The organism is Aminomonas paucivorans DSM 12260 (assembly GCF_000165795.1).
Lineage (GTDB): Bacteria > Synergistota > Synergistia > Synergistales > Synergistaceae > Aminomonas > Aminomonas paucivorans.
Genome location: NZ_CM001022.1, coordinates 2,268,281 through 2,293,302 on the forward strand (window position 1 = coordinate 2,268,281; position 25,022 = coordinate 2,293,302).

Sequence of the window (25,022 nt, forward strand, 5' to 3'; positions counted from 1 at the left end):
TTATGTGTCCGTGAGCCTCAGAGCATCTCCAGGAAGGCCCCCACCCGGGTGGCCATCTGTTCCTGATCCCCCGGGGAGTAGTCCGTCTCCAGGGCCAGGTAACCCTTGCCCAGGGAGTGGGTCAGCCGCCGCACGGAGGTGCTCTCCACGGCGTAGGTGTGGCAGGCGGTGAGGACGATCTCCACCACCCCGTCGATCCGGTAGCGCTCCGTCAGCCTCTTCAGGTCCTCCATGCGCCGGGGGTTGGGGCTCATGACGGAACACCCGATGGCCAGGTACTTCTCCGCCAAGGCGTCCATCACGTCTCCCTCCTCGTCCACGGAAAAGCCCGCGTCCTTCTGGCCGCCGCAGTTTTCGTAGCACACCACCAGTCCCCCCGCATCCTCCAGGAGCTGGAGCTTCTTCAGGACCCCCCCGATGGGACACCCCGTCACCAGAAGGCGGGGACGCCCGGAAAGGTCCCGTTCCGCCGGGGCCTGGGCCAGCTCCTCCGTGATCCCCTCCAGCCAGGAGATGGCGGCATCCTTGTCGAACCAGTACTGCACGCGCTCGGTGATCTCCTGCATCTCCAGCCCCGTAAGGGGCGGGTTCTCCCGCAGGGCCAGCTCCCAGAGGGCCCGCAGGGCTGCCCGCTCCCGATTCCGCAGGCGGATGGACGCGGCGATGTCCTCGTCCCGAATCCGCCGCCCCACCGCCTCCTCCATCCGCTCCCGGACCTTGAGGAACTCCGCCCGCATCAGGGCCAGGTCCTCCAGCCGGTCGGGCCTCTGGGGGATCTGGACGAGATGCACCGGCTTGATGTCGTTCAGAAGTTCGTACATCTTCTTCTTGCCGTCGCAGGTGGTCTCCGCGATGACGAAGTCGCAGAAGTGGAAATAGGGACAGCTCCCCCGAAGGGCGTGTCCGTAGCTGGCCTTGATGAGGGGGCACAGGTTCCGGGGCAGGTGTTCCTCCGCCGCCGGGATGGCCGCGTCGTTTCGGGCGCAGAGCCCCGCGGAGATCGCCCCCGCGGCGTCCACGATCTCCCAGGGCATGTAGCCGCAGTAGGTCCCCACGATGGGGACCCCCCGCTCGTGGGCCTCCTTGATCTCCAGGATCCCGTCCTGGGCGTGAATCCGAACCTCCTCCAGAATCTCCGCGACGGTTCTCATGCCTTCCGCTCCTCCCAACCGATCCGGGCCGCCCCCAGGGCCCCGGCAATCTGTCCCTCCGGGGAGGTGACCACGGGGCGCCCCAGCCGCCGCTCCAACAGCCGGACCAGGCTGGAGCTTCGGGAAACCCCGCCGGTAAAGGCCACGGGCCCCGCTCCTCCCAACCGCTGGAGCATGGAACAGGCCCGGCTGGCCACCGCATCCAGCAACCCCAGGGCCAGGGATTCCACGTCCACCCCCCGGGCCAGGAGCCCCACCACCTCCGACTCCGCGAAGACCGTGCACATGCTGGAGATGGGCTGGGGTGTCCCGTCCACGGGGAGGGAACCGAAGTCCTCCAGCTCCATCTCCAGGTGGGCCGCCATGACCTGGAGGAAGCGCCCCGTCCCGGCGGCGCATTTGTCGTTCATCAGAAAATCCCGCACCGTCCCCCGCTCTTCCAGGGCGATGACCTTGCTGTCCTGCCCGCCGATGTCCAGAACCGTGGTGACCCCCGGGTAGAGGAAGCTCGCCCCGGCGGCGTGGCAGGTGATCTCCGTCACCGTCCGGCCCCGTTCCTTCATGCTGTTCCTTCCGTACCCCGTGAGGACGGGAGGGAGGACGTCCGAGGGCTCCAGGCCGTTGCGGGCCAGGATCGCCCGAAGGGCCTTCTCCCCCGCCTCCCGGGGGTTCCAGCCCGTGGGCACCAGGAGGCGGTCCACCAGGGCCCCGTCGAAGAGGGCGACCTTTGTCCCCATGGACCCCAGGTCCACTCCCACGCCGAGCCTCTTCGCGCCCGGCCTTTCGGGCACGAAAAACCCCGAACCGGGACCTGGGCCTTGGTTCGTCTTGCGGCTATCCATCATGAAACGCACCTTTCGGGAACATGCCCCATCCGGTCTGCGCCCCCCAAGGGCGCAGGCCCGTCTTCGTGGGAGTAGGTATCCTGTCGGGGAAGAAACGGGAGGGTGGTTGGTTCAGAGCAGGCGGGAAGGAGGAAGAGAGAAGACCGACGGATCCGCGCCGCCCCGGCCGCCCGGGATCACCCCCGACGGGGATGCAGACCCTGCACCCCGGCTTCGGTCAGGTCAAAGACGTCCCGTCCGGATCATCGTCACTCCTCCTCTCCTCAAAGAAACCCCACGGCCTTGGATCATAGTCCGTCTCCCCGGAGAAGGGCAAGGGCTCCTCCCGCTCATGCCCCGGCCCGGACGGCGCAGAGGGACAGGGAGGTTCGGGACACCCTTCCAGGCCATAGGGCGGCGGACGCGGCAACCCGCAAAGGGGAGAAGAGGACTCGCTCCGCCGAAGGAGGGAGCACCGACAGGGATACAGTAGAAAGGAGCAGAAGACCTTGCGCTACCCGGCTCCGGACATCCTTGACAGGACCAAAGGCGAATAGTATTCTTCAAAAAAATCAAAGACGAAGGAGATTCTTCTTATGCCGATCCCCGACGATCTCCCTCTGGTGGAGCGGATCACGAACCTGGCGGGGACCCTGAGCCCCAAGCAGCACCGCCTGGCCAGCCACATCCTGGCGAATCCCCTGAAGGCCGCCTTCCTGACCTCCACCGCCCTGGCGGCGGAGGCGGGGGTCAGCGATTCCACGGTGATCCGCTTCGCCGTCCTCCTGGGATTCGAGGGATACCCGCAGCTCCAGAAGGAACTGCAGCGGGCCTTCCAGGACCAGGTGGCCCAGCTGGACCAGTACCCCCTGGGGCAGGAGAACGAAGCGGTCCCCCTGTACCGCAAGGTGTTCGCCCTGGAGGCCTCCCTGTTGGCCGCCACGGAGGAGGCCCTCTGTCCCCGGGATTTCGAGACGGCGGTGGACCTTCTCGCCCGGGCCCGCAGCGTCGTGGTGCTGGGCACTCCGCCGAGCGCCAGCGTCGCCAGTTACGCCGCCTTCTTCCTGGGGGTCCTGCGCCCCGACGTCCGCCTGGTCACGGACCTGAGCGTAGGGTCCTACACATCCCTTCAGGACGTGGGTCCCGACTCGGTGGTCCTGGCCTTCAGCTTCCCGCGATACGCCGCACAGACAAGCGTCCTGGCGGAACACCTGCACGGCAAAGGGGTCCCCATCGTGGTGGTCACCGACTCCAAGCTGGCCCCCCTGGCGACCCTGGCTTCGACCCTCCTGGTGGTTCCCATGCGTTTCATCAGCTTCGTCGATCCCCTGGCGGCCCCCATGGCGCTGATGCACGCCCTGCTCATCGGGGTGTTTCTGAAGGACCCGGAGCATTCCCGAAAACAGGTGAAGCTCTTCGAACATTTCTGGAAGGAAAACCGGCTGTTCCTGCGGGAGGATATGGACATCCTCGGCCTCCTGTAGCCAGGCCCCCGCATCCCGTCTTCCCCGGCGGGGCTGCCGCGAAGCGGCCCCGAAGACCCCAGAAGGAGGAACCCTCCATGACGAACCAGAACCGCTGCTCCGTCCCCGGTTTCGACGAACCGCCCCACCCCGTCCTGATTCGAGGAGGCCGCTGCTGGATCGCCGAGGCCGGTCGCCCCCCTCGGTTCGCCGAGGCCCTTCTCCTGCGGGAAGGGCGCATCGCCGCCGTGGGCTCCGACGAAGAAGTCCGCTCCCATCCCTCCGCGGCGGGGGCAGAGGTCGTGGAACTGCAGGGACAGACGGTCCTGCCGGGCCTCACGGACGCTCACGCCCACGCCCTCTACACCGCCCAGAACCGGAACACCCTGGACCTGTCGGACTGCGCCTCCCTGGAGGAAGCCCTGGGGCGAATCCGACGGGCCGCCGAATCCGCCCCTCGGGACCACTGGATCCACGGCACGGGCTTCAATGAGGCCTCGTGGCCGGAGAGCCGCGTCCCCACCAGACAGGATCTCGACCCCCTGGGGATCTCCCAGCCGGTGCTGCTGACCCGAAGCTGCGTCCACGTCCGGGTGGGCAACGGGGAAGCCCTGCGACAGGCGGGGCTTCCCCACGGTCCCGAAGCGACGGGGGTCCTGAAGGAGAACGATGCGGGCCCCCTGGTGCACGCCTACAACCGATGGGTCCGGGAAAGCGGAGCGGAGGAACAGGCGCTGGAGGAACAGCTCCTGGCCTGGGCCTCCTGCGGGGTGACGGAGATCCACACCTGCGGCGCCGAGGACGTGGGTGTCTCGGAGAACCTCCTGGCCTACCAGAAGCTCCGGTCCCGGGGACACCTGCCCCTGCGGGTGCTGCTCTACTCGGACCAGGAACCTTCCCTGGGCATGGCCAGCGGCTTCGGAGACCCCTGGCTCCGCTACGGGGGGTTCAAGTTCTTCCTGGACGGCTCCCTGGGAGGACGCACCGCGGCCCTTTCCGCTCCCTACGCCGACGACCCCGCCACCTGCGGGCAGCTGTGCTGGGAGGATGCCCCCCTCTTCAAGCAGGCCCGGGAGCTTCACGCCCGGGGCATCCAGCTTCAGGTCCACACCATCGGGGACGCGGCGCTGGATCAGATGATCCGGCTGCTTGAGGACCTTCGCCGGGCGGGGCCCCATCCCCTGGGCTTCCGTCACCGGGTGAACCACGCCATGTTCTGCCGGGACGACCAGATGGAACGCCTTGCGGAGCTGGACCCGGTGCTGGACATCCAGCCCGCCTTCGTCCCCAGCGATCTCCCCATGCTGGAGGACCGGGTGGGTCGGGACCGTCTGCCCTGGAGCTACCGCTGGGCGGACTTCGTCCGCCGGGGCTTCGTGGTCACCGGTTCCAGCGACTCCCCCGTGGAGCCCTTCTCCCCCTTCCGGGGCCTCTGGGCCGCCCTGACGAGGACGACCCTCCCGGGACTCCCCGAGGGGGGCTTCCAGCCCCAGCAGAAGCTGACCCTGGACGAAGCCTTGGGGCTCTTCACCCATGGCCCCGCAGAGGCGGCGGGGGAAAGGCGGGGGCGGCTGATCCCCGGGTGGGCCGCCGACGTGGCGGTCTGCGATCGGGACCTCTTCTCCTCGTCCCCCGAGGAGATCCGGGGTGCCCGGGCCTCCGCCCTTTTCGTGGGGGGGCATCGCATCCTCTAGCCCTCCGATCCCTCCGCGTTTCTCCGGAGGAAGCACCCTTCCCCAAGGACCTGGAACACCCTCTTTTTCCGGCCGGGAGGAGGGTGCTGGGTGGCTTTGTCCCTCGGGACGGAGCCGGATAGACAGGACAGACAAAACAGAATGGGAGTGAGCAAGCCTTGACCGAGAACAACCTGTCCCGAAAACTGGGTTTCTGGGCCGCCCTAGCCATCGGAGTGGGAACCACGGTAGGCTCCGGGGTCTTCGTGTCGGCCGGGGAGGTGGCCCGAGCGGCCGGCAGCCCCACCATGGCGGTGCTCTCCTGGCTCCTGGGAGGGATCATCATCATCCCGCAGATGCTGGTCCTGGGGGAGCTGGCCACGGCCTATCCGGAGAACGGAAGCGGCTACGTGTACCTCTCCGAGGCGGGCTCCCGCCCCCTGGCGTTTCTCTACGGCTGGGCCACCTTCCTGGCGCTGGATCCGCCCTCCATCTCCATCCTGTCCCTGGCGGCGGTGTCGTATCTGGGGTTCTTCATCCCCGGACTCGGCGGTCTGACGGGGAAATTCGTGGCCGTGGGGCTGGTGTTGGTCTTTACGGCCATCCATTACCGCAGCGTGCAGGGGGGCGGGTCTCTCCAGGTTCTGCTCACCGGGGCCAAGATCCTTCCCTTCGCGGTGGTGGTGGGGTTGGGACTGTATTACCTGAATCTGAACAACCTCTTCCACGTCCCCGCCGCCGTGGCCTCCTCGTCCCTGTCCGATCGGCTCTTCGGAGGGATCTCCGCCACCAGCTGGGCCTACGTCGGGATGACCTCCATCTGCTACATGACCGGAGAGGTCCGAGACCCCGGAAAGACCATGCCCCGAGCGCTGGTGGGAGCGGCGTTGGTGGTGATGGCCCTCTATTCCCTGGTCTCCCTGGCCGTCATGGGTGTCATGCCCTTCGACAAGGTCCTGGCCTCCGAGGCCCCCATCGCGGACGCTCTGAACTACATGCCCGCCTTTTCCGGGATGGGCCCCAAGTTCGTCTCCTGCGCCGCCGTGATCGTCATCCTGGGTTCCCTGAGCTCCTGCATCATGTACCAGCCCCGGATGCAGTACGCCATGGCCAAGGACGGCATGTTCTTCAAGATCTTCGAGCACGTGCACCCGCGATACGAGACCCCCGACCGATCCATCCTCATCCAGGTGGGGTACGGCATCCTCTTGGTTTTTCTCTCCGATCTGGTCACCCTGTTGGGGTACCTCACCCTGGTATACCTGCTGATGAACATGCTCATCTTCGGCTCCATCATCTTCTGCCGACGCAAAGCCGACTATCGTCCCGCCTTCCGCACCCCCGCGTGGCGGCTCATGACCGCCGTGTCCGTTCTCGGCTGCGGCTGGATGGCCTACGGGACCTTCCTCTGGGCTCCCGTCCAGGGCTTGGTGGCGGCAGCGTTGGTGGTGGTCACGGGACTCCCCGCCTTCTACTACTGGGACCGCAAGCGCACGAAAACCCTCACCCCCGCAGCATGAATCCCTCCGTCCCGCCGCTTCGGCGCATCCCCTTGGAGCGGCGGGACGGAGAGGGGGGAAGACCACAAGACGACAAGGAGGAACAGCCATGAGACGCACCATCCAGACCGACGGAGCCCCCAAGGCCGTGGGCCCCTACAGCCAGGCCTGCTGGGCCGGCGACACGCTCTACCTTTCCGGACAGATCGCCTTGGATCCGACCACCAACGCCCTCGTGGGAGACGGCAACCCCGCCGCGGAGACCGAGCAGATCCTGGACAACGTCGAGGCGGTCCTCCGCCAGGGGGGCATGGATTTCCGCCACGTGGTCAAGGCGGTGATCTACGCCGTGGACATCCGAGACTTCGGGGACATCAACGCGGCCTACGCCACGCGCTTCGACGGACCCCCTCCGGCCCGCTGCTTCGTGGAGGTCTCCCGGCTGGCCCTGGGAGCCAAGGTGGAAATCGACGTGGTCGCCTACCGGGCATGACGGACCAGCCGATACCGCACCGCTTTGGAGGGATCTCCCCCGCCGAAGCCCTCGGGCTTCTTCGGGAGCATGCTTTCCTCACCGTGGGGTGCACCGATCCGATCGCCATCGCCCTGGCTGCGGCCCACGCCGCCCGGGCGGGGCAGGGAAACCCCCTGTCCATCCGGGTACGGTTGGACAAGAACGTCTACAAGGACGCTCTGGAGGTGGGCATCCCCGGCACCTCCAGCCGAGGCCTCCCCCTTGCGGCCGCACTGGGCGCCCTGAAGGGAGACCCGAAGAAGGGACTGGCCCTCCTGGAGGACGTGACCCCGGAGCAGGTCCTTCAGGCGGAGGCCTTTCTCGCCCGGTCCTCCGTGACTCTGGAGCTTGACCCCTGGGCGGAGGGCATCTTCGTCCACGCCACGGTCCTCACGGATCGGGGGGAGGGGGAAGCCGTCCTGAAGGGAGGACACGACCGTCTGGAGGAGGTTCGCCGGAACGGAGAGCTGCTGTTCTGTCGAGCCGAGGGGGAGGAGGAAGGGGCCCCCCGGAGGTGCCCCCTGGCTCTTCTGGAGGACGCCTCCATGGAGGACCTGAAGGAGTTGGCGGAGGCGCTCCCCCCGGAGGCTACCCGCTTCCTTCTGGAGGGCGTCTCCCTGAACCGGAGAGCCGCCGAGGTGGGGCTGCGAAGGGGATCCGGACTGGGTCTGGGAAAACGGCTGGAATCCCTTGCGGCGAAGGGCTTCTTGGAAGACGACGACCTCCGGGGGCGCATCCGAAGGTTGACGGCGGGGGCCGCGGATGCCCGCATGGGGGGCGAGCAAGTCCCCATCTTCGGCTGCTTCGGCAGCGGTAACCACGGGATCACTCTGTTCCTCACCCTGGGGCTTGCGGCGGAGGCATGGGGCTCATCGCCGGACGACCTGGCCCGGGCCTTGGCCTTGGGGCTTCTGGTGGTGGGGAGCATCAAGGCCCAGACGGGCATCCTCACCCCCCACTGCGGATGCGCCGTCGCTGCGGGATGCGGCGCGGCGGCGGGGCTTGTCCTCCTGCGCCGGGGCACCGCGAAACAGGCGGAAAGGGCCGTACTGCTCCTGTTCGCCGATCTGGCGGGGATGCTCTGCGACGGCGCGAAGTACGGATGCGCCCTGAAGATCTCCACCTCCGCGGGAGTCGCCCTGGAAAGCGCCCTCCTGGCCCTGGAAGGGGCCGCCCTCCCCCCGGGAAACGGGCTGGTGGGAAAGGACTTCCGCGAAACCCTGAGGAACCTGCGGGAAGTCACGGAAAAGGGGATGAAGGACCTGGACCGTTCCTTGCTGGAGATCCTCCTCCGCCGGGAAACCTCCCCCTGCCCCTGACGGGGTCCCGTAGGCCGACATCAGTCGTCCCGTCGGTACAGTTCCAGCTGGGGTTCCCCCGGAACCAGGGACACCGTTCCCTCCCGAAGGAACCCCAGCTTTTCCAGAAGCCTGCGGGACCGTTCGTTGTCCGGGGTGACCACCGCCAGCAGCCGGGAAAGGCCCAGCGCTCGGGCATGGTCCAGGACGCCCCGGCCCGCCTCCAGGGCATAGCCCTTCCCCTCCGCCCCGGGCAGGAAGGCGTAGCCCAGGTCCGGGTGGTCCAGCCCCTCCCGTCGCACCAGCCCGCAGATCCCCAGGGGGACCTGCGTCTCCCTCTCCTCCACCAGGTACAGACCGAAGCCGTGGCGATCGTAGCTGGCCTGGGGCCCTTCCCGGACGTACCGGGCCGCGTCCGCCTCGGTTCGGACCTTCTTGTCCCCGATGTACCGCAGGAACGAGGGCTGGTTCAGCAGGTCCACCAGAAATGCCCCGTCCCCCTCCTCCAGATGCCGCAACACGAGCCGCTCCGTCACCAGAACCTGCATGTCCGTAACCTCCCCGTTTCAGGACACCCCCCGTGGGGGACGCCCCACGGCACCCGGTCTCGGGGCAGGAAGGCCCGTGCTGGCGCCCTGTTCCCCCGCCCCGAGAGGAATCCCCGAGAGGAGCATCGCCTCCCGCAGATCCTGGGCGATCATGGCCCGTTTGCTCTTTTCCACGTAGAAACAGGGCCCCGCCTGGAGGTAGGAGGGAAAAACCCGGGCCACTCGATAGAAGAACGCTCCTTGGCGAACCCTGTACGTGGAGCCCCGGGGCACTGCCGGGGTTCCCTGAGTCCGGATCGCCAGGGCGTTGAACCCTCGAATGGCCACGTCCCCCATGAGGAGATAGGCTTTCACCTCCGATAGTCTCTCCAGTTCCTCCTCCAGGAAACGCGAACAGGCCTCCGCTACCTCCCGGGGAACGGCAGGCTTGGGTTTGGGACAGCGCACCGCGTAGATACAGCCGATCCCCACGTCCCGAAGGTCCTCCAGGGAACCTACGTCCAGTCCCGCGTCCCGGAACGCCTCCAGGGTGGTGCGGAGGTGCAGCGGGTTCCCGGGGGCGTCGTATCGGTCCCCCGGATCCGCCGGGGGCGTCTCGGAGATCAGGACGACCCGGATCGTCCCCGGCTCCTTCGAAATCAGGGACATCCCCGGGCCGGGACAGGCGTCCCCCCCGCATTGCCATCCGTCAGGAAGTGCCATGCCTCTCCCCCCCTTGCGACGAAAGGATACGCCTCCGCAAACGGAAGGGCCACCATGAAAAAGGCCCCCGACCTTTCGGTCCGGGGGCCCAGGGATCGGGGGGGTGAAAAGGCTCAGTCCCGATGCCCCACCTGCTCCAGGGAGATGTCCCGGGTGTGCTCCGTCTTCACCCACACCGCCTGGCTGCTCGCCAGGAAGGCCGCCCGGAAGAGGATGGGGATCCAGGTGAGGCCGAACCAGAAGTAGCCGAAGGCATCCTTGGCGTAGCGGAAGGAGAGCTTCCGACGGTGCATGGAAGGCCCCACCACCACCACGAAGGCACAGTGGGCGAAGATGAGGAACAGGGGCATCCCCACGAAGGCCACCCACTCGAACATGGTCTGGGGGGTCTTGTTCTCCAGGGTGGGGAACAGGATGGCGTTGTTCACGATGGTGTAGATCATCCCCGCGAACATGGCCACCAGGGAGATGCAGGCCTTGGCGGGGGCCAGCAGGTACAGGAACAGGTCCAGGTACTGGATGCGCCTCGTGCGGAAGAAGCTCTTCAGGGCCTCCATGCCGTAGCGCCAGCAGACCCAGTAGTGCCCCTGCATCCAGCGGGTGCGCTGCCGCACCGAGACCCGGTAGTCCAGGGGCTTCTCGTCGTACACCACCGCGTGGTCGTTCCAGTGCACCCGGCTTCCCGAGAGGATCAGACGGGTGGACATCTCCAGGTCCTCCGTGAGGCTCTCCAGGTTCCAGCCGATGCGCCGCAGGGTGGAAGACCGGATCACCAGCCCCGTGCCCCCGAGGGTGCAGGAGAGGCCCCAGTTGCCCCGGGCCAGCTGCCAGAACCGGTTGGTGTACCAGTAGGCCAGGGCGTAGGCCCGGGTGAGCCAGTTGTCGTCGGGGTTCTTCACGTCCAGGACCCCCTGCACCGCCTCCGCCTCCGGGTGCTGCTCCATGTAGTCGTTCATGCGGGAGAGGAAGTTCCGCTCCGCCAGGTTGTCCGCGTCGAACATCACCAGGGCGTCCACCGCGTCCATGGGGAGCTGGGTGAGGGCCCAGCGGACGTTCCAGGTCTTGCCGCCCTTGGAGGTGTCCGTGCGGATCAGCGCCTGTGCCCCGTGGGCTCGGGCCACGTCGGCGGTGTCGTCGGTGCAGTTGTCGCAGGAGACGAAGACGGTGTAGCAGTTCTTCGGGTAGTCCTGGAGACGCAGGCTCTCCAGAAGGGAGGCGATGACCCGAGCCTCGTTGTGCGCCGGCACCAGCACGGCGAAGCGCCGATACCGGGTGGCCGCAGGCAGGGGCTTGGCGGACCACCATCCCCGGAACCCCACCACGAACTGGTAGATCCCGTCCAGGATGAGGACGCCGAACAGGGTGTACAGGCAACATTGAAGAATCCACCAGCTCCACCAGACGATCCAGTAGAACAGCTCTTCCGATCCGCTCATGCTAGCGATGCCTCCGCATACGAAGTCTTCGGGCGTCGCGCTGCGGCTCCCGGGTGGGCCCATCATAGGCGCAGGACCCCAAAAACACAATCCGCCCCCCCCGACAACGCAGGGAGGGGCGGGACACAGGTGCTTCGTTCAGGGCAGGACCCGGCAGATGCGGGGCAGCAGGTCCTGTTCCAGGATCAGGTCGCTGAAGCGCAGGGAGGTGCGCACCTCCTCCAGGATGGGGGCGTAGGCCTCGAAGGGCAGCTCCTGCCCCGTCTTGAGGCTTACCGCCCGCCCCTCTTCGGGCTGCACCCACACGTTCCCCTGGAGGAACGACCCGTTGCGGAAGACAGCCCGCCCGCTGCCCGCCGAAAGGAGGTCCTGGCCGAAGGCCACGGGAAGGCGCACCCCCAGCAGGGAGGCCACCGTGGGGGCGATGTCCATGTGCCCCGTGGCGATCTCCTTCTCCCCCCGGATCGCGCCTCCGGGCACCCAGATCATCAGGGGGATCTTCTGCTGGGCCTTCCAGGCCAGGGGGTCCATCATGTCCCCCTTCAGGAAGGTCCCCAGCTCTCCCTTGTTGGCGCTGGGGATGGCGGTGTGGTCCCCGTAGAGCACCACCACGCTCCGCTCCAGCAGGCCGCAGGCCCGCATCCCCTCCAGGAATCGCCCCAGCTGTCGGTCCGTGTAGTGGATGAACCGGAGGTAGTCCCCCACCAGGGTGCCCTGAAGGTCCCCCAGGGGCAGGTCCCCACGGTTCCCCAGCTCCGGGAAGTTGTAGGGGTAGTGGCTGGTGAGGGTCACCAGGAAGGCGTAAAAGGGCTGCTTCTCTTTGCGGAGGATCCGGAGGCTCTGATCCAGGAAGCTGCGGTCCGAAAGGCCCAGACCGATGACCTCGTCCATCTTGAAGTCGTTCTTGCTCACGTACCGGTCGAACCCCAGGGCGGGGTACATGCGGTTGCGGTTCCAGAAGCCCGGCCGGTCCCCGTGGAGGGCCAGGGTCCCGTACCCCTGGGAGCGCAGCACCGTCCCCAGGGAGACGTACCGGTTCCCGGCAAATCGCGTGTAGGCCACGCCCCGGGCGGAGGGGTAGAGGGAGGTGTTGGTCATGAACTCCGCGTCGGCGCTGTTGCCCAGGGCGGTCTGGTTGTAGGCGTTGGGGAAGTACAGGCACTCCCGGACGAAGCGGTTCAGGTTCGGGGTGATCTCCTGCCCCCCCACGGTCCGCCCCAGGACGAACTGCTGCAGCGCCTCCACCTGGATCATCACCAGGTTCTTCCGGGCGCCGATGCCCCATCCCTGGGGGCGGTCCTCCGGGGGCAGGTCCCGGTCCCGTCGGCTCACCCATTGGACCACCGCCTCCTCCTCCTGGGCCGCCACGGCCTCGGAGGTGACGAGATCCTTGGCCACCATGCCCAGGTCCGCCAGGTGGTACCCCAGAACCCCCATGCCCGTGGCCATGGCGGGACGGTCCCACATGGCCTCCACCACCGCGGGCATGTCCAGGCGGAACAGGCCCATCTGTCCCGCGAAGGGCAGCAGGGCCAGGAGGGAGCCCCCCAGGACCACCCCCACCCGACGACGGGTAACCGGAAGAGCCGATCGCCCCAGGGCCAGCATCGCCGCGGCCCCCGCCACCAGGGGCAGGTCCAGAAGGAGCAGGGCGTCCTCGGGACGCAGGAGGGCCAGCACCGAGTCGGCCACCTCTCCCACCTGACTGGAGAGACCCAGGTTGCGCAGGGTGAACAGGTCCGTGTAATAGCGGAAGGAAAGCAGGTCCGTGAGGACCAGGGCGGTGAGGAGCAGGTCCACCCCCAACAGTCCCACCCCCCGCAGCCTGCGGGGAAGCAGAAGGGGGAGCAGGACGAAGGGAAGAGCGGCTCCCAGGGTGGTGGCCAAAGAGGCGAGCTGAAGGTGGGATCCCGGCACCACCTCATCGTTCACCGAGAAGAACTTGAGGACCAGGGCCAGGTACACGAAGGCCGCCAGAACGACCTCCCCGAACCCGGGAAGGCGGGGGGAACGCAGACGCATGATTTTTTCCTCCATAGAGAAACATGGCTCCGCAGGGGTTCGCGCAACGGGGGGATTATACACCCTCCTTGCGAGCAGGTAACGGGAAGGTGACCAAACCCTTTCACCCGTCCTTCGGATCGCTTCCCATTCCCGGACGCTCCACGAGGCGGCCACCTCTCTCTTGACGGGGCGGACCGGGGGGACTACAAATTATTGAGAAACGATCTCAAAAGGAGTGGATCCCATGTTGACGGCACTGGCCGCGGAAGGGCCGACCCTGGACGCGGTCCCGGCGGAGCGTTTCGGAAGGGCACCCTATTTCGTTCTGGTGGAGGGCGGGAACCTGGTGGAGGCGATCCCCAATCAGGAGGCCCAGGGAAGTTCCGGAGTGGGGGGGCGCGTGGTGATGCAGCTCGCCCAAAAGGGAGTCCGGAGGGTCGTGGCCCCCCAGTTCGGCCCCAAGGCCCAGACGGCCCTGGACGCCGCGGGGATCGAGGCCCTGCCCCTCACCGGCGGCCCCACGCTGAAAGAGCTGGCGGCCTCCCTGGAGACCCGAGGATGAGCGGCTGCGCCGCCGCCCAGGGGGGGGCCCGCCTCCCTGCCGGAGCGGCACAACCCCGAGGGCGTGGCCCGGGTCCTGGCGGTGGGCAGCGGCAAGGGAGGCGTGGGCAAGAGCACCGTCACGGCCCTCTCCGCGGTGGCCCTGGCCCGGCGGGGCCTGAAGGTGGGGATCTTCGACGCGGACCTCACGGGCCCCTCCATCCCCAAGCTCCTGGGGGTCACGGAACGTCCCACGGGGTACGGGGAGGGGATCCTCCCCCCCGTCACCTCCACGCTGAAAATCTCCGTCCTGTCCATGAACCTCCTGCTGGAGGACCCCAGCCGTCCCGTCATCTGGCGAGGCCCCCTCATTGCCCAGGCCATCCGCCAGTTCTGGGGCGAGACCGTCTGGGGAAACCTGGACCTGCTTCTGGTGGACCTTCCCCCCGGGACCTCCGACGCCCCCCTCACGGTGTTCCAGACCGCCCGGTTGGACGGATTCCTTGCGGTCACCACCCCCCAGGGCCTGGCGGGGGAAGTGATGGAGAAATCCCTCCACCTGGCCCGAGAGCTGGACACGCCCCTGGCGGGGGTGGTGGAGAACCAGTCCTACGCCCTCTGTCCCTGCTGCGGCAAGACCTTCGAGCCCTTCGGGCCGGGGAACCTCCAGTCCATCCAGGACCGGTGGGGCATGGACGTGGGCATCCGTCTCCCCCTGGACCCGGACCTGGCAGCTCTGGGAGACCGGGGGAAGCTGGAGGAGTACCGCAACGACCAGGTCCTGACCCCTCTGGAGGAAGGGCTTCGGGCCATCTTCCCGGTGATGTAGCGATCCGCCACCGGAGGAATGCGCAAGGGGGAGGGACCGGGTCGGTCCCTCCCCCTTGTCCGTTTCCCGGCCCTCGTCCTCTACTCGGCTCGGGAAGCGACCTGGCGCTCCAGAAATTCCACGGCTCCTCGAAGGTGCGGGAACACGTGGTCCGAGGGAATCCGGCGGTGGGAAAGCCCCTTGGGGATCCCCGGATCGAAGGGGACCTCCCCCCAAAGGGGCCAGCCCCTCTCCCGCGCCAGGGCGCGAAGGGCCTCCGTCCCCTCGGGGGAGAGGTTCGCCTTGTTCACCACCAACCCCACGGGAACCTGGAAGCGGGCGCAGACGTCCCCGACCCGGCGAAGATCCTCCCGGGCCGTGGGGGTGGGCTCCGCCACCAGAAGGACCAGGTTCGCCCCCGCCAGGGACGACACCACGGGACAGGCCACTCCAGGCGGACCGTCCACCAGGACCAACCCCAAACCCTCCCGCTGGGCCTCCTCCGCCCCTCGCTCCAGAACCTGCTGCACCAGCTTCCCGGAGTTCTCCCCGCCGGGCTTCAGACGAGCATGCCACAAGGTCCCGGCGGCGCAGACCGAACGGAGGAGCTTCCCCTGCTCCGTGGGCACCAGGGAAAAAGCCTCCTGGGGACAAACATGGTGACACAGGGCGCACCCCTCGCACCGAGTCGCGTCGACCCGGGGCCCCTCCTCCCACGGGAGGGCGTCGAACCGGCACAGATCCCGGCAGGCACCGCAGCGGGTACAGCGCTTCTCGTCCAGCACCGCCACGGACTTGCCCACGAAGGGCCATTCTTCCGTGCTCTGGGGATCCAGGAGGATGCGAAGGTTGGGGGCATCCACGTCGGCATCGCAGAAGACCCCCCGTTTGGCGAAATGAGCCGCCAGCACGGAGGTCACGCAGGTCTTCCCCGTCCCCCCCTTGCCGCTCAAAACCACGCAGCGAAAGGGCCTCACGGGGCCACCTCTTTCCGGGCCACCTGCCAGATATGGGCCAAAACGGGTTCCCACCTCGGGTCCGCGTCCAGGGGAAGCTGTCCCCTGGCGTACCCTTGAGCCACCTGATCCGAATAGGGCAAGTATCCCAGGATGGGGACCTGATACCGCTCGCTCGTGGGCGTCAGATCCTCCGACCCCATGCCGGCGCGGTTCACCAGGATCCCTGCGGGAATCCCCAGGTCCTGCACCACCTCCAGGGTGGACTCCAGATCAGAAACCCCAAAGGGGGTGGGCTCCGTCACCAGCACCGCAAAGTCCCCGTGGCGCAGGGTGGCCACCAGGGGGCAGGCGTTTCCCGGCGGACCGTCCACCACCAGGGGACGACCGAAAGACTCCGCCGCCGCCAAGGTGGCCTCCAGGACCGGGATGGGGTTGGGTTCCCCCAGGAACAGCCGCCCCTCCAGACAGGAAAGCCGTCCCGCTGCGGCAAGCCGTCGCTCCCCCACGGGGACGGGCTCCTCCCGGATCGCCCCCCGGGGGCAGACCCGGGCGCAAAGGCCGCAGCCGTGGCACAGGTCCTCCAGCACCCGCACGGGCCCGGCCCCCAGGCAGAGAAGCGCCCCGAACCGGCAGGCCTGGGCGCACCTGCCGCAACGATCGCACCGATCCGGGTCCACCACGGGACGGAGGACCCGGACCAGATCACATTCCCGATACTCCGCCCCCAGCATCAGACACAGATTGGGGGCCTCCACGTCCGCGTCCACCCCCAGGGCCTCGGGGTGCAGACACAGCATCGAAGCGGCCACACAGGTCTTGCCGGTACCCCCTTTGCCGCTGACCACGACGAGGGAGAAGGGACGTCCCCCCGCAGGATCAGTGGGAACAGCCATTCCCGCAGGAACCGTGTTCCTCCCCGTGATCGTGTCCGTGGGAGGAACAGAGCGCTCCGGTGGAGCGAAGCTGTCCCCGGAGATACGACAGAAGCACGTCCTCCACGGGGCCCGAAACCCCGGAGATCAGGTCGATCCCCGCCTCCTCGAAGAGCTGGGCCGCCCGGGCCCCGATGCCCCCCGCCACCACCAGATCCACCTCGAAGCCCCGAAGCCACTGGGGGATCAGGCCGGGCTGGTGCTCCGGGCTGGGGTGGGTCTGCCGGGAGACTTCCTTGCCCTCCTGCACGTCCACCAGAAGAAACTCCGGGGCATGGCCGAAGTGCCCGGAGAGCTGGTTCCCCTCCACGGGGAAGGCGACGCGCACCAGGGCGCTCACTGGTTTCCCTCCTGCTGAGGCGCCGCCTTCAGGGCCTCAAGCCTCGCCACCTCCTGCTGGAGGTACGCAAGCCTCTGGTCCACCCAGGCCTGCTGCGAACCGGCGGCCAAGCCCCAGCCGCAAGGCCCCAGACCTCGGCCCGACCCCATGCCTCCGCGAAAACCCCTGGCGCCTCCGGGCCCGGTTCCTGGACCGCAATTCCCGGCGAAACGACCGCCAAAACCCCGTCCGAATCCCATGATGATCCCCCCTTATTGAGTTTAGTTCTCAATAAGAGCGTAGCGCCGAAGGGTCCCCCCGTCAAGCCGCTGGCCCCGTCCCCCAGCGCCCCTTCCGTCGGCCGCATCGGCAGCCCCCGCAAAGAGCGCACCGGGGCAGTTCCTGCCCCTCCCCCCGGCAGCGATCGCACACTCCCCGCAGGGAAATCCGCTGCCCCAGAAGGGAGAAATCCTGCTCCCGAGCCCAGGATCGTAGAGAATCCACCAGCTCCGCCGGGGCCTCCTGGGTCCGGCCGCAGCAGCGGCACACCAGCTCCAGCCGGGGACGGTCCTCTGTGGGGGCGAAGCGCTGCCTTCCCTCTTCCCCCTCCCGACGATGCACCAGCTCCAGATCCCCGAGAAGGTCCAAGGTCCTGTACACCGTGGCCAACCCCACGGACGGGTCCAGAGCCCGGACCCGGAGGAACAGGTCCTGGGCACCGACCCCGTCCCCCGCCTCCAGCAGAACCTCCACGATGCGCCGCCGCTGGGCGGTGATCCGACACCCCACCCCCCGCAGCGCCTCCAGGTATCGCTCCGTCTCCTCGGTCACAGAGGCCTTCCCGGCCTCGTCCCTTTCCTCACCCATGCCGCACCTCCCGGAAAACCCAAGAACCAGGAAAACGTCAAGGCCATTTTACCCTACCCAACCCTTGCCCCTTGACGGCCCTCGTTCCAGGACACTCAATAGGGGGAACGAAACCATCATCCTTGGGAGGTCGATCCCCATGGCCCGTCTGGTGGCGGTGTGTGCGAGCAAGGTGCGGCAGGAGCCAAAGGTGGAGCTGCCCGAAGGGACCTGCGTGGAGGGCAAGGGGTTGGAGGGGGATTCCCACTTCGGCATCCCCGGACGTCCCTTGAGCCTCCTGCGGAGGGAGGACGTGGAGCAGGTGGAGGTCCTGGCAGGCTTCCCCTTCCCCCCGGGCTCCCTGGCGGAGAACCTGGTGGTGGAGGGACTGCCGGATCTGGCGGTGGGGGACCTGCTGGAGATCGGGGGAGCGCTGCTTCGGGTGGCGGAGAAGGGCAAACGCCCCGAAGAGCCCCACAGCTACGACTACCGGGGCTGGTGCCTGCTGCCCACGGTGGGGTTCTTCTTGGAGGTGGAGCGGGGGGGAGTCCTGCGCCCCGGCGACGAGGTGACCCTGAAGAGGTAGGCCCTCCGGGTCCGGCGGCAGAGTCTCCGCCGGACCCGAAGCCTCCTCTAAGGCCGCACCACCCGGGTGGTGCCGGAGAAGTCCCAGAACCGAGCCTCCCAATCCTCCAGGCGGAAGACTTCGAAGATCGAGTTGTCCGGGGAACCGTACATCTCCTTCAGGGACGGGTTCTCCTCCAGGATCCGGGTTTTCTGTTCCTCCCCGGGGAAGAAGACCGCCCGCCCCCGGACCCGCAGGGTCACCGACCAGTCGGGGGAGCAGAACGCCACCTCGCACCGGGGATCCTCCTGAAGCTGCCGGAACACGTCTTTGAAGTTTGCGGTGCAGAACAGGGGACACCCGCCGTCCTCGAACTGGAACATGAAGGGCCGGACCCGGGCCCCCTCCGGCTCCTGGGTGGCCAGAAACCCGAACCGATTCTTCCCCAAAAACTCGAACACCTCTCGCACGCCTTCCATCTCGTTTCCTCCTTTGCCTCTCGGGACCCGATTTAGTTCGACATCGAACCAACAGCGCAAAAAAAGAGCTACTCCTCCCTCAGGTTCGCCCGGAGACGGTCCAGCATCCCCTCCAGTGCCCGGACCTCCTCCTCCCTGAAGCCGTCCAGGAGACGGCGGTTCAGCGCCTCGGACACCTCCTCGAAGGCGGGACGCAGGGCCTGCCCCCGCTCCGTGAGGCGCACCCGACAGACCCTGCCGTCCCCCCCGTCCCGCTCCCGGGCCACGAACCCCCGGGATTCCAGCTTGTCCACCAGGGTGGTGACGGTGGCCTTGGTGCGGCCGATGCGCCCCGCCAGCTCCGTCATGGGGAGCCGGTCCTCCACGAACAGGTGGTGCAGGATGTCCCCGTGGGAGGGGACCACCCCCTCCACCCCTCGAACCTCCAGCTCCCGGAGGATCAGGCGGTGGGCGCCTTCATGGATGCGGCTGATCTGGGCGACGACCTTCGAAGGGCTCATGGGGGGAATATAGTACGACGTCGAACTTCTTGCAAGGTCCCCCACCTCATCCTTCCGACTGGACCTCCTCCAGGTTGGATCGGCCCAGGTTGCACTTCATGCAGAGGGTCCGCAGGTTGTCCATTTCGTCGGTCCCCCCCTTGGATCGGGGCACGATGTGGTCCACGTGGAGCACCACCCCGTGCCTTTCCGCAGAACGCCCGCAGAGGCGGCAGGTGTACCGATCCCGGGAGAGGACCTGCCACCACTTTCGGGGCCGAAGGAACCGATAGGATTCCATCTCCGGGAGATCTGGCTCCTCCTCCGATGCCTCCGGGGGCTGGGTCAGGGGAGGGACGCCTTCTTCTGCCCACTGTGCCACGCTTGCTTTCAGACGACGCACCAGGATCCCCAGCCGCGAAGGTTCGCCCCTCGCCAGACGGAGGCCGCAATCCAGCAAAGGGTACAGGGCCACGAAGGGAAGCACCAGTTCACGCATCCATCCATGGGAACCGAAGGGAAAGGGAAGAGGCGGAGAGTCCCAGGTGACCCAGGGCTCCCCAAGGCTCTCCAGCAACTTGGCATCATAATAGTTCGGCGCTATCCGTGCCTGGACCAGGGCCGGGGCAAGTCCCTGCCAGGCGAGGCGCATCTCCCGGATCACCCGCCTTCGGTAAACCCCATCCACGTGGTAGACGAAGGGGCGGAAGGACACTCGCAGGGCCCCGGCGGGCTCCACCACCAGTAACAGTTCGCAGGGGGGATAACGGAACGGAGTCCCGTCGGGGTGGACAACCGCCAGCCCCTCCTCGTTCTTCCTTCCACAAACTCCCACGAAGACCTCCGCATAGTCCTTCACCTCCCGGGCGTCCTTGCGGTGGGAGGGACGACGGCGAAGCACCGTGTCCCCAAAGGGGTCGATCCCGTAAACCTCCCGAGTCCGCCCCAGGAGGAGCATCACCACGCGCTCCAGGCGGGGGAAGAAATAGCTCTGCAGAGCTTCCAGCCGGGTCTTCACGTCGGGGATGCGAAAAATCCCCGCATCCTGCGTTTCGAAACGGACCTCTTCCGTGGATGGACAAGCGAGGACAGAAGATCGCCCCATGGCAACTCCCTCCTGAAATAAAAATGAACTCCAATGAAGAATACCCATCTCCCTGCCGCCTCGCAAGGGGCCTATACTGATGGGGACCCGCTGGGACCAGGCGGGGCGAATCGAGAAACCCGCGCCCCAAGGAGGGAGACCCATGTCGTTGCAGACCTCTCCAGTCCCCGAAGAGCTGGCTGCCTTCTGCCGCCGCCACCACATCCGCCGGCTGGCACTGTTCGGCTCGGCGCTGGGCCCCGGTTTTCGCGAATCCAGCGACATCGACCTCCTGGTGGAATTCCGGCCGGAGCACATCCCCGGCCTCCTGGGAATGGCCCGACTGGAGCGGGAGCTCTCCGCCTTCTGGGGAGGACGTCGGGTAGACCTGCGTACCCCGGAGGACCTGAGCCCCTATTTCCGCCAGCAGGTTTTGGAGGAGGCGAAGGAGCAGTATGCGGAAGGATGACCACCTCGGGAGCCGCAGGCTTCCCTTTGGGGTCGCTTGGGTGTCCTTGGCCCTGATTCTGATCTCTCCCGCATGGGCGGCTCCCCTGGACGAGGCGGAGCTGCGGGGGTTCTTCGAGGCGCGATGGCGGGCCGCCGCGGAGGCCCCCTCCCCCCTTCGGGGGGCCTACGGGGGGTGCAATGTGGTCTCGATCCAGATCGAGTCCCTCCAGACCTTCCCCCTGCACAGGAGGCTGGAGGGAAGGGAGATCACCCCGGAGCTGAACCGGCTGGCGGAGCGGGGCCTGGAGTGGACCTGCTGCTTCGGCCAGACAGCGGGGGGCAACACCTCCGACGCGGAGCTGCTGGCTCTGTGTTCCCTGCTGCCCCTTCAGGAGGGGGCGGCGTTTCGGCGGTGCGCCGGGTGCGACCTGCCCTCCCTGCCCCGGGCGCTGAAGGCGGCGGGCTACCGCACCGCGGTCTTCCACGGCAACGAGCCGGAGGTGTGGAACCGCCACCGCATCTACCCCCGCCTGGGGATGGATCTGTACGTCCACGCCCGGGAGTTCGGCATGGACGAGCGCATCGGCCTGGGCCTTTCGGACCGGAGCTTCTTCGAACAGACCCTGCCCCGCCTCAAGGAGCTGCGTCGTCCCTTCTTCGCCCACCTCATGACCCTCTCCAGCCACCACCCCTTCCAGGTGGGGGACGCCACGGACTTCCATCCGGGCCCCTTCGCGGGAAACCCCTTCGGGGACTACCTGCGGAGCGTCCACTACGCGGACCGCTGCATCGGGGATTTCGTGCGGCACCTGGAGGCCTCGGAGCTGGGGGGCAACACCCTGGTGGTGCTCTACGGGGACCATCGGGGGATCACCCTGGAACAGAGGGGGGATCTGGCCCGGTTCTACGCCCTCACCGGGGGCGGAGGACCGACGGGGGAAAGGGAGGACGCCTTCTGGTGGCGCCAGACCCTGACGGTGCCCCTGATCCTTCTGGCGCCGGGAAGAGAGGGGGTCCCGACCCTTCAGGGCCGCATGGACGCGCCGGTGGGACAGGTGGACATCGCCCCCACCCTGGCGTCCCTGTTGGGGGTTCCCCTCCCCTGGGCCCTGGGGCAGGACCTGCTGAACCACCCCGACGGGCTGGTGGTGTTCCGGCGTCCCGAGCTGATCGACCGGGACTACTGGAGCGCCTTCGAGGGCCAGCGGGTGCGGGATCGGCACACGGGAGGAGCGGTGCTGTCCGTGGCGGTGCGCAGCGCCTGGCGGGAGGCGATGCGCCGCCAGGCGGCCAGCGACGCCCTGCTGGAGCGGGGGATCCCCTCCACCGGCCCTTGAGGGAGGTTCAGTGGGTGGTCAGCTTGAGGCCCACCAGACCCGCCAGCACCAGGCCCAGGGAAAGCAGCCTTCCGGGGGACGCGGACTCCCCGAAGAGCAGGATGCCCAAGAGGGCGGTCCCCACGGCGCCGATGCCGGTCCACACGGCGTAGGCGGTGCCCAGGGGAAGGCGGCGCACCGCCCAGCCCAGAAGCACCACGCTGGCGGTCATGACCGTCAGGGTGACGACGCTGGGGACCAGGCGGGTGAACCCCTGGGTGTACTTGAGCCCCACCGCCCAGCCGCACTCGCAGATCCCCGCCAGGAAGAGCACCAGCCAGCTCACGACGTGGCCTCCGGGACGCCGTTTCGGCGCAGCTCCCGCAGACAGCCGTAGAGGGTGAAGCGGCTCTTCCCGGTCTCCCGGGAAAGAAGCTCCACCGCCCCCCGAAAGGCAAAGAACCCCCGCTCCTCCAGCCGGGCAAGGAGGGTCATCCTCTCCCCCCGGTCCAGGTAGCGCAGGGGCTTGCCGAAGAGGGGACGCACCTCCTCCAGCATCCCCTCCAGCAGGTCCTCTTTGCGGGCGGCGAAGCGCTCCGCCTGGTCGCACCCCACCGGAAGGGGCTCCGTGCGGGTCTGGGCGTCGGCCCACTCCCGCACCATCCGGGCCCGGGTGGTGTCGTGGTTGAGGCACAGAAACCCCACGATGTGCCGGTGTTCGTCCCGGATGAGGGCCACGCTGGAGCGCAGGGACCGTCCGTCCGGGGCGGTGGAGGCGTAGTTGGCCAGGTGGTCCACCTCCCGGAACTCCTCCGCGTGGAGCAGATAAGCCCCGAAGTCCGTGAGGGGGGCGTCCTCGGTGCGCCCCGTGAGGGCGCCGTTCTCCAGGGCCACGATGACGTGGTCTCCCCCGGACACGTCGTGGAGCACCACCTCCCACTCCGGCCCCAGGGCGGCTCCCAGGGTGTGCACCACCGGGACGAGGGGCTTGAGCAGGGGATGACAGGATCGCTTGGGCAGGACCAACGCCTCCTCTCGAAGGAAACGGGCGGAGCGGGGATCCCCGCTCCGCTCCATCCCTTCTTCATGATACCTCTTGTCCGAGGCTTAGAGGGAGACGGGGCGTCCCACCCCCGCCGCGCGGGCCTTCTCCAGGATGCGGTGCCCCGCCACCACGTCCAGGGCGGCAAACCCCACGGTCTTCATCACCGTGATCTCCTCCCGGTCGCCTCGCCCAGGCACCTGCCCCAGGATCAGCTGCCCCAGCTCCCCGGCGAGGCGCTCCTCCCCGAAGCAGCCCTGGCGCATGGGGACGATCAGGTCCCCCGCCTCCGCCAGCACCGCCTCCCGGTTGTCCACGAACACCCGATCCGCCCGGGCCAGCAGGACCTCGTCCAACTCCTGCATCTGGGGGGTGTAGGAACCCACCCCGTTGACGTGGGCCCCCGGCTCCACCCGGTTCCCCGGGAACACGGGACGGGGGGAGGTGGTGACGGCGGTGACCACCTGGGCCCCCTCCAGCGCCGCCTCCGGGGAGGCAGCGGCCGCCAGCCGGGCGCCATGCCGCTCCGCCAGGGGGGAGACCCGCTCCAGAAAGGCCTTCACCCGCCCCGGATCGATGTCGTAGACCCGCACCTCCACCAGGGGGCGGACGGTGAGCAGGGCCTCCAGCTGGGCCTCCGCCTGTCCCCCCGTGCCGAAGAGGGCCCCCACGGAGGCGTCGGGAAGGGCCAACAGCTCCGTGGCCGCCCCGGCGATGGCGGCGGTGCGCATCTGGGTCAGCGTCGTCCCGTCCAGCAGGGCCTCCGCCTCCCCGGTGGCCCCGTCCAGGAGGACCACCAGGGCGGGCACCACCGGTTTGCCCCGGGCCGCGTTGCCCGGGAACACGGAGACGATCTTGATGCCCGGCCGGTCGATGCCCCCGGCGAAGGCGGGCATGAACAGACAGGTTCCCCCAGGAGCCTCCACCCCCGTCCGCAGGGAGACCTGGGTCCTCCCCTGGGAATGGAGGACGAAGGCCTCCTTGTCCGCCTCGATGGCGTCCCTCATGGTGAAGACCGACCGGATCTCCTCTCCCGAAAGCACCAGCATGTCCCGACCTCCCCTTTTTGGATGATCCAAACGTCGAAGCTGTCTCAAGCCCTTTCCGCGAAGGCGCTGTGCAGCAGGGTCAGGGCGGAATAGAGCACCACCGCCGCCACCACCCACTGAAGCATGGCCAGGTTGAGGCTCTTCACCACGAACACCGCCGCCAGGACCCCGACGATCCCGAAAAGCCCCACGAAGAAGGTGATCTTCCGGCCGTAGGCTCCCAGACGCACGAATTCCATGGCCCCCAGGGGCACGGAGAAGGTGCAGGCCCCCATCATGATGGGAAAGGCCACCGCGGGGCTCATGCCCAGGGCGTAGATGGTGGCCATGGTGGGGGCGTAGGAGCCGATGCCCACGTTGTTGAGGGCCCCGTAGGCGAAGAGCAGACCCAGGGCCAGGACCAGCTTGCCCCCGGAAAGCCCCGTGGCCTCCCCGCCGGAGGGGACCCAGCCGAACTTGCCCGCCACCACGAAGAACGCCGCCAGGATCAACCCCACCCCCATGCAGACCCGCAGGGTCCGCACGGGCAGCTTCACCACGAACCGGGGACCCAGGTAGGCCCCCGCCATCTGGGCGGCGATGCAGGACACCAGGGTGACGGGCTCCACCTGGATGGCGGAGATGTACGCCAGGGCCATCACCGCCACGGGGATGGCACACTGGGTGTTCAGGGTCCCGGGGAGCTTGGCGTCCTCCACCAGCTTGCGCATCCGGTAGAACACCGTGGACAGGGCGAAGTCGGAGATGCCGAAGGTGGAGAGGAAGAACACCACCGCCCCCCAGGCGCCCAGAAACGCCCCGCTGCCCGGCTCCGCCAGGGCCTCCTGCCGATGGGCCCGAAAGTCCTGAAAAAACCGCCACGCGAACAACCCGTTGACCAGCACGATGAGGACCAGAACCGCCTGCACCATGAGACACCACTCCTCGTTTGCGGCCTCGCCGCAGGATGCGAATCGTCTTGTGATTCCGAACGCATGTTTTCTGGACGCTTTGTACCCCATCGGCAATCACTTGTCAAGTTCACAAAAAGATGACCGCTCCG

The 25,022-nt window shown here is 67.9% G+C and carries 28 protein-coding genes; 10 read left to right on the plus strand and 18 right to left on the minus strand.

Going from position 1 to position 25,022, the window contains the following annotated elements:
- Positions 1 to 17 precede the first annotated feature (17 nt).
- A complete protein-coding gene (locus APAU_RS10735; protein WP_006301776.1) occupies positions 18 to 1,151 on the minus strand; it encodes a double-cubane-cluster-containing anaerobic reductase in 1,134 nt (377 codons plus the stop codon).
- Complete coding sequence (locus APAU_RS10740) at positions 1,148 to 1,942, minus strand: acyl-CoA dehydratase activase (protein WP_269490174.1); 795 nt, start codon at positions 1,940 to 1,942, stop codon at positions 1,148 to 1,150. Before APAU_RS10740 ends, APAU_RS10735 begins: the two co-directional genes overlap by 4 nt.
- A 629-nt stretch (positions 1,943 to 2,571) precedes the next feature.
- Between APAU_RS10740 and APAU_RS10745 the strand changes: the two genes are divergently transcribed.
- From APAU_RS10745 to APAU_RS10765, 5 genes are all read left to right on the plus strand, one after another.
- Positions 2,572 to 3,459 (plus strand): MurR/RpiR family transcriptional regulator, encoded by an 888-nt coding sequence (locus APAU_RS10745; RefSeq protein ID WP_006301778.1) that lies wholly within the window; start codon positions 2,572 to 2,574, stop codon positions 3,457 to 3,459.
- Positions 3,460 to 3,536: 77 nt separating this feature from the next.
- Positions 3,537 to 5,132, plus strand: a complete 1,596-nt coding sequence (locus APAU_RS10750) for an amidohydrolase (RefSeq protein ID WP_006301779.1) — start codon at positions 3,537 to 3,539, stop codon at positions 5,130 to 5,132.
- Between the two features lie 158 nt (positions 5,133 to 5,290).
- The gene (locus APAU_RS10755) at positions 5,291 to 6,631 is read left to right on the plus strand and encodes an amino acid permease (protein ID WP_006301780.1); all 1,341 of its coding nucleotides are present in this window, start codon (positions 5,291 to 5,293) and stop codon (positions 6,629 to 6,631) included.
- A gap of 88 nt (positions 6,632 to 6,719) precedes the next feature.
- Positions 6,720 to 7,103 (plus strand): Rid family detoxifying hydrolase, encoded by a 384-nt coding sequence (locus tag APAU_RS10760; protein ID WP_006301781.1) that lies wholly within the window; start codon positions 6,720 to 6,722, stop codon positions 7,101 to 7,103.
- Entirely contained in the window at positions 7,100 to 8,443 is a 1,344-nt protein-coding gene (locus tag APAU_RS10765) for an L-serine ammonia-lyase, iron-sulfur-dependent, subunit alpha (protein ID WP_006301782.1), read from the plus strand. Before APAU_RS10760 ends, APAU_RS10765 begins: the two co-directional genes overlap by 4 nt.
- Before the next feature lie 20 nt (positions 8,444 to 8,463).
- On the opposite strand, the gene APAU_RS10770 is transcribed toward APAU_RS10765, so the two are convergent.
- The 4 genes from APAU_RS10770 to APAU_RS14745 form a co-directional block, all read right to left on the minus strand.
- Positions 8,464 to 8,970, minus strand: coding sequence for a GNAT family N-acetyltransferase (locus tag APAU_RS10770; RefSeq protein WP_006301783.1), 507 nt, complete (start codon positions 8,968 to 8,970; stop codon positions 8,464 to 8,466).
- Between the two features lie 18 nt (positions 8,971 to 8,988).
- A complete protein-coding gene (locus tag APAU_RS10775; RefSeq protein WP_050792505.1) occupies positions 8,989 to 9,618 on the minus strand; it encodes a hypothetical protein in 630 nt (209 codons plus the stop codon).
- A 167-nt stretch (positions 9,619 to 9,785) separates the two neighbouring features.
- Positions 9,786 to 11,108, minus strand: a complete 1,323-nt coding sequence (locus APAU_RS10780) for a glycosyltransferase family 2 protein (protein ID WP_006301785.1) — start codon at positions 11,106 to 11,108, stop codon at positions 9,786 to 9,788.
- 138 nt (positions 11,109 to 11,246) lie between these two features.
- Complete coding sequence (locus APAU_RS14745; RefSeq protein WP_006301786.1) at positions 11,247 to 13,130, minus strand: LTA synthase family protein; 1,884 nt, start codon at positions 13,128 to 13,130, stop codon at positions 11,247 to 11,249.
- A gap of 226 nt (positions 13,131 to 13,356) precedes the next feature.
- Here APAU_RS14745 and APAU_RS10790 point away from each other — a divergent pair, with 226 nt between their 5' ends.
- Positions 13,357 to 13,674 carry a NifB/NifX family molybdenum-iron cluster-binding protein gene (locus APAU_RS10790; RefSeq protein ID WP_006301787.1) on the plus strand — a complete coding sequence of 106 codons (318 nt, stop codon included), beginning with the start codon at positions 13,357 to 13,359 and terminating at the stop codon, positions 13,672 to 13,674.
- 63 nt (positions 13,675 to 13,737) lie between these two features.
- Positions 13,738 to 14,481 (plus strand): P-loop NTPase, encoded by a 744-nt coding sequence (locus APAU_RS10795; RefSeq protein ID WP_006301788.1) that lies wholly within the window; start codon positions 13,738 to 13,740, stop codon positions 14,479 to 14,481.
- 80 nt (positions 14,482 to 14,561) lie between these two features.
- On the opposite strand, the gene APAU_RS10800 is transcribed toward APAU_RS10795, so the two are convergent.
- From APAU_RS10800 to APAU_RS10815, 5 genes are all read right to left on the minus strand, one after another.
- Positions 14,562 to 15,437: a nucleotide-binding protein gene (locus tag APAU_RS10800; protein ID WP_006301789.1), complete on the minus strand. Its 876-nt coding sequence runs from the start codon at positions 15,435 to 15,437 to the stop codon at positions 14,562 to 14,564.
- Entirely contained in the window at positions 15,434 to 16,312 is an 879-nt protein-coding gene (locus tag APAU_RS10805; RefSeq protein ID WP_006301790.1) for a 4Fe-4S binding protein, read from the minus strand. The genes APAU_RS10800 and APAU_RS10805 overlap by 4 nt, the downstream gene beginning before the upstream one ends.
- The gene (locus tag APAU_RS10810) at positions 16,296 to 16,691 is read right to left on the minus strand and encodes a NifB/NifX family molybdenum-iron cluster-binding protein (RefSeq protein WP_006301791.1); all 396 of its coding nucleotides are present in this window, start codon (positions 16,689 to 16,691) and stop codon (positions 16,296 to 16,298) included. The genes APAU_RS10805 and APAU_RS10810 overlap by 17 nt, the downstream gene beginning before the upstream one ends.
- Positions 16,688 to 16,840, minus strand: a complete 153-nt coding sequence (locus tag APAU_RS13380) for a hypothetical protein (RefSeq protein WP_156789492.1) — start codon at positions 16,838 to 16,840, stop codon at positions 16,688 to 16,690. Before APAU_RS13380 ends, APAU_RS10810 begins: the two co-directional genes overlap by 4 nt.
- A gap of 151 nt (positions 16,841 to 16,991) precedes the next feature.
- Positions 16,992 to 17,537, minus strand: a complete 546-nt coding sequence (locus APAU_RS10815; protein ID WP_006301792.1) for a Fur family transcriptional regulator — start codon at positions 17,535 to 17,537, stop codon at positions 16,992 to 16,994.
- 139 nt (positions 17,538 to 17,676) lie between these two features.
- Here APAU_RS10815 and APAU_RS10820 point away from each other — a divergent pair, with 139 nt between their 5' ends.
- The gene (locus tag APAU_RS10820) at positions 17,677 to 18,102 is read left to right on the plus strand and encodes an MOSC domain-containing protein (protein WP_006301793.1); all 426 of its coding nucleotides are present in this window, start codon (positions 17,677 to 17,679) and stop codon (positions 18,100 to 18,102) included.
- Positions 18,103 to 18,149: 47 nt separating this feature from the next.
- Here APAU_RS10820 and APAU_RS10825 read toward each other — a convergent pair whose 3' ends face one another.
- The 3 genes from APAU_RS10825 to APAU_RS13580 form a co-directional block, all read right to left on the minus strand.
- Entirely contained in the window at positions 18,150 to 18,560 is a 411-nt protein-coding gene (locus APAU_RS10825) for a pyridoxamine 5'-phosphate oxidase family protein (protein WP_006301794.1), read from the minus strand.
- Between the two features lie 68 nt (positions 18,561 to 18,628).
- On the minus strand, positions 18,629 to 19,060 hold the full coding sequence (locus tag APAU_RS14750) for a MarR family winged helix-turn-helix transcriptional regulator (protein ID WP_006301795.1): 432 nt from the start codon (positions 19,058 to 19,060) through the stop codon (positions 18,629 to 18,631).
- Positions 19,061 to 19,106: 46 nt separating this feature from the next.
- A complete protein-coding gene (locus tag APAU_RS13580) occupies positions 19,107 to 20,144 on the minus strand; it encodes an HNH endonuclease (RefSeq protein WP_006301796.1) in 1,038 nt (345 codons plus the stop codon).
- Between the two features lie 142 nt (positions 20,145 to 20,286).
- On the opposite strand from APAU_RS13580, the gene APAU_RS10840 reads away from it, so the two are divergent.
- Both APAU_RS10840 and APAU_RS10845 read left to right on the plus strand, forming a co-directional pair.
- Positions 20,287 to 20,592 (plus strand): nucleotidyltransferase family protein, encoded by a 306-nt coding sequence (locus APAU_RS10840; RefSeq protein WP_006301797.1) that lies wholly within the window; start codon positions 20,287 to 20,289, stop codon positions 20,590 to 20,592.
- Complete coding sequence (locus APAU_RS10845) at positions 20,579 to 21,910, plus strand: LTA synthase family protein (RefSeq protein WP_006301798.1); 1,332 nt, start codon at positions 20,579 to 20,581, stop codon at positions 21,908 to 21,910. Before APAU_RS10840 ends, APAU_RS10845 begins: the two co-directional genes overlap by 14 nt.
- Positions 21,911 to 21,917: 7 nt before the next feature.
- Here APAU_RS10845 and sugE read toward each other — a convergent pair whose 3' ends face one another.
- Genes sugE through APAU_RS10865 form a run of 4 tightly spaced genes read right to left on the minus strand, consistent with a single transcriptional unit; the run spans position 21,918 to position 24,981 of the window.
- A complete protein-coding gene (sugE, locus tag APAU_RS10850; RefSeq protein WP_006301799.1) occupies positions 21,918 to 22,235 on the minus strand; it encodes a quaternary ammonium compound efflux SMR transporter SugE in 318 nt (105 codons plus the stop codon).
- Entirely contained in the window at positions 22,232 to 22,966 is a 735-nt protein-coding gene (locus tag APAU_RS10855; RefSeq protein ID WP_006301800.1) for a helix-turn-helix transcriptional regulator, read from the minus strand. The genes sugE and APAU_RS10855 overlap by 4 nt, the downstream gene beginning before the upstream one ends.
- A gap of 30 nt (positions 22,967 to 22,996) precedes the next feature.
- Positions 22,997 to 23,980 carry an ornithine cyclodeaminase gene (locus tag APAU_RS10860; RefSeq protein WP_006301801.1) on the minus strand — a complete coding sequence of 328 codons (984 nt, stop codon included), beginning with the start codon at positions 23,978 to 23,980 and terminating at the stop codon, positions 22,997 to 22,999.
- Positions 23,981 to 24,024: 44 nt separating this feature from the next.
- Entirely contained in the window at positions 24,025 to 24,981 is a 957-nt protein-coding gene (locus tag APAU_RS10865; protein WP_332248374.1) for a sulfite exporter TauE/SafE family protein, read from the minus strand.
- Positions 24,982 to 25,022: the final 41 nt, after the last annotated feature.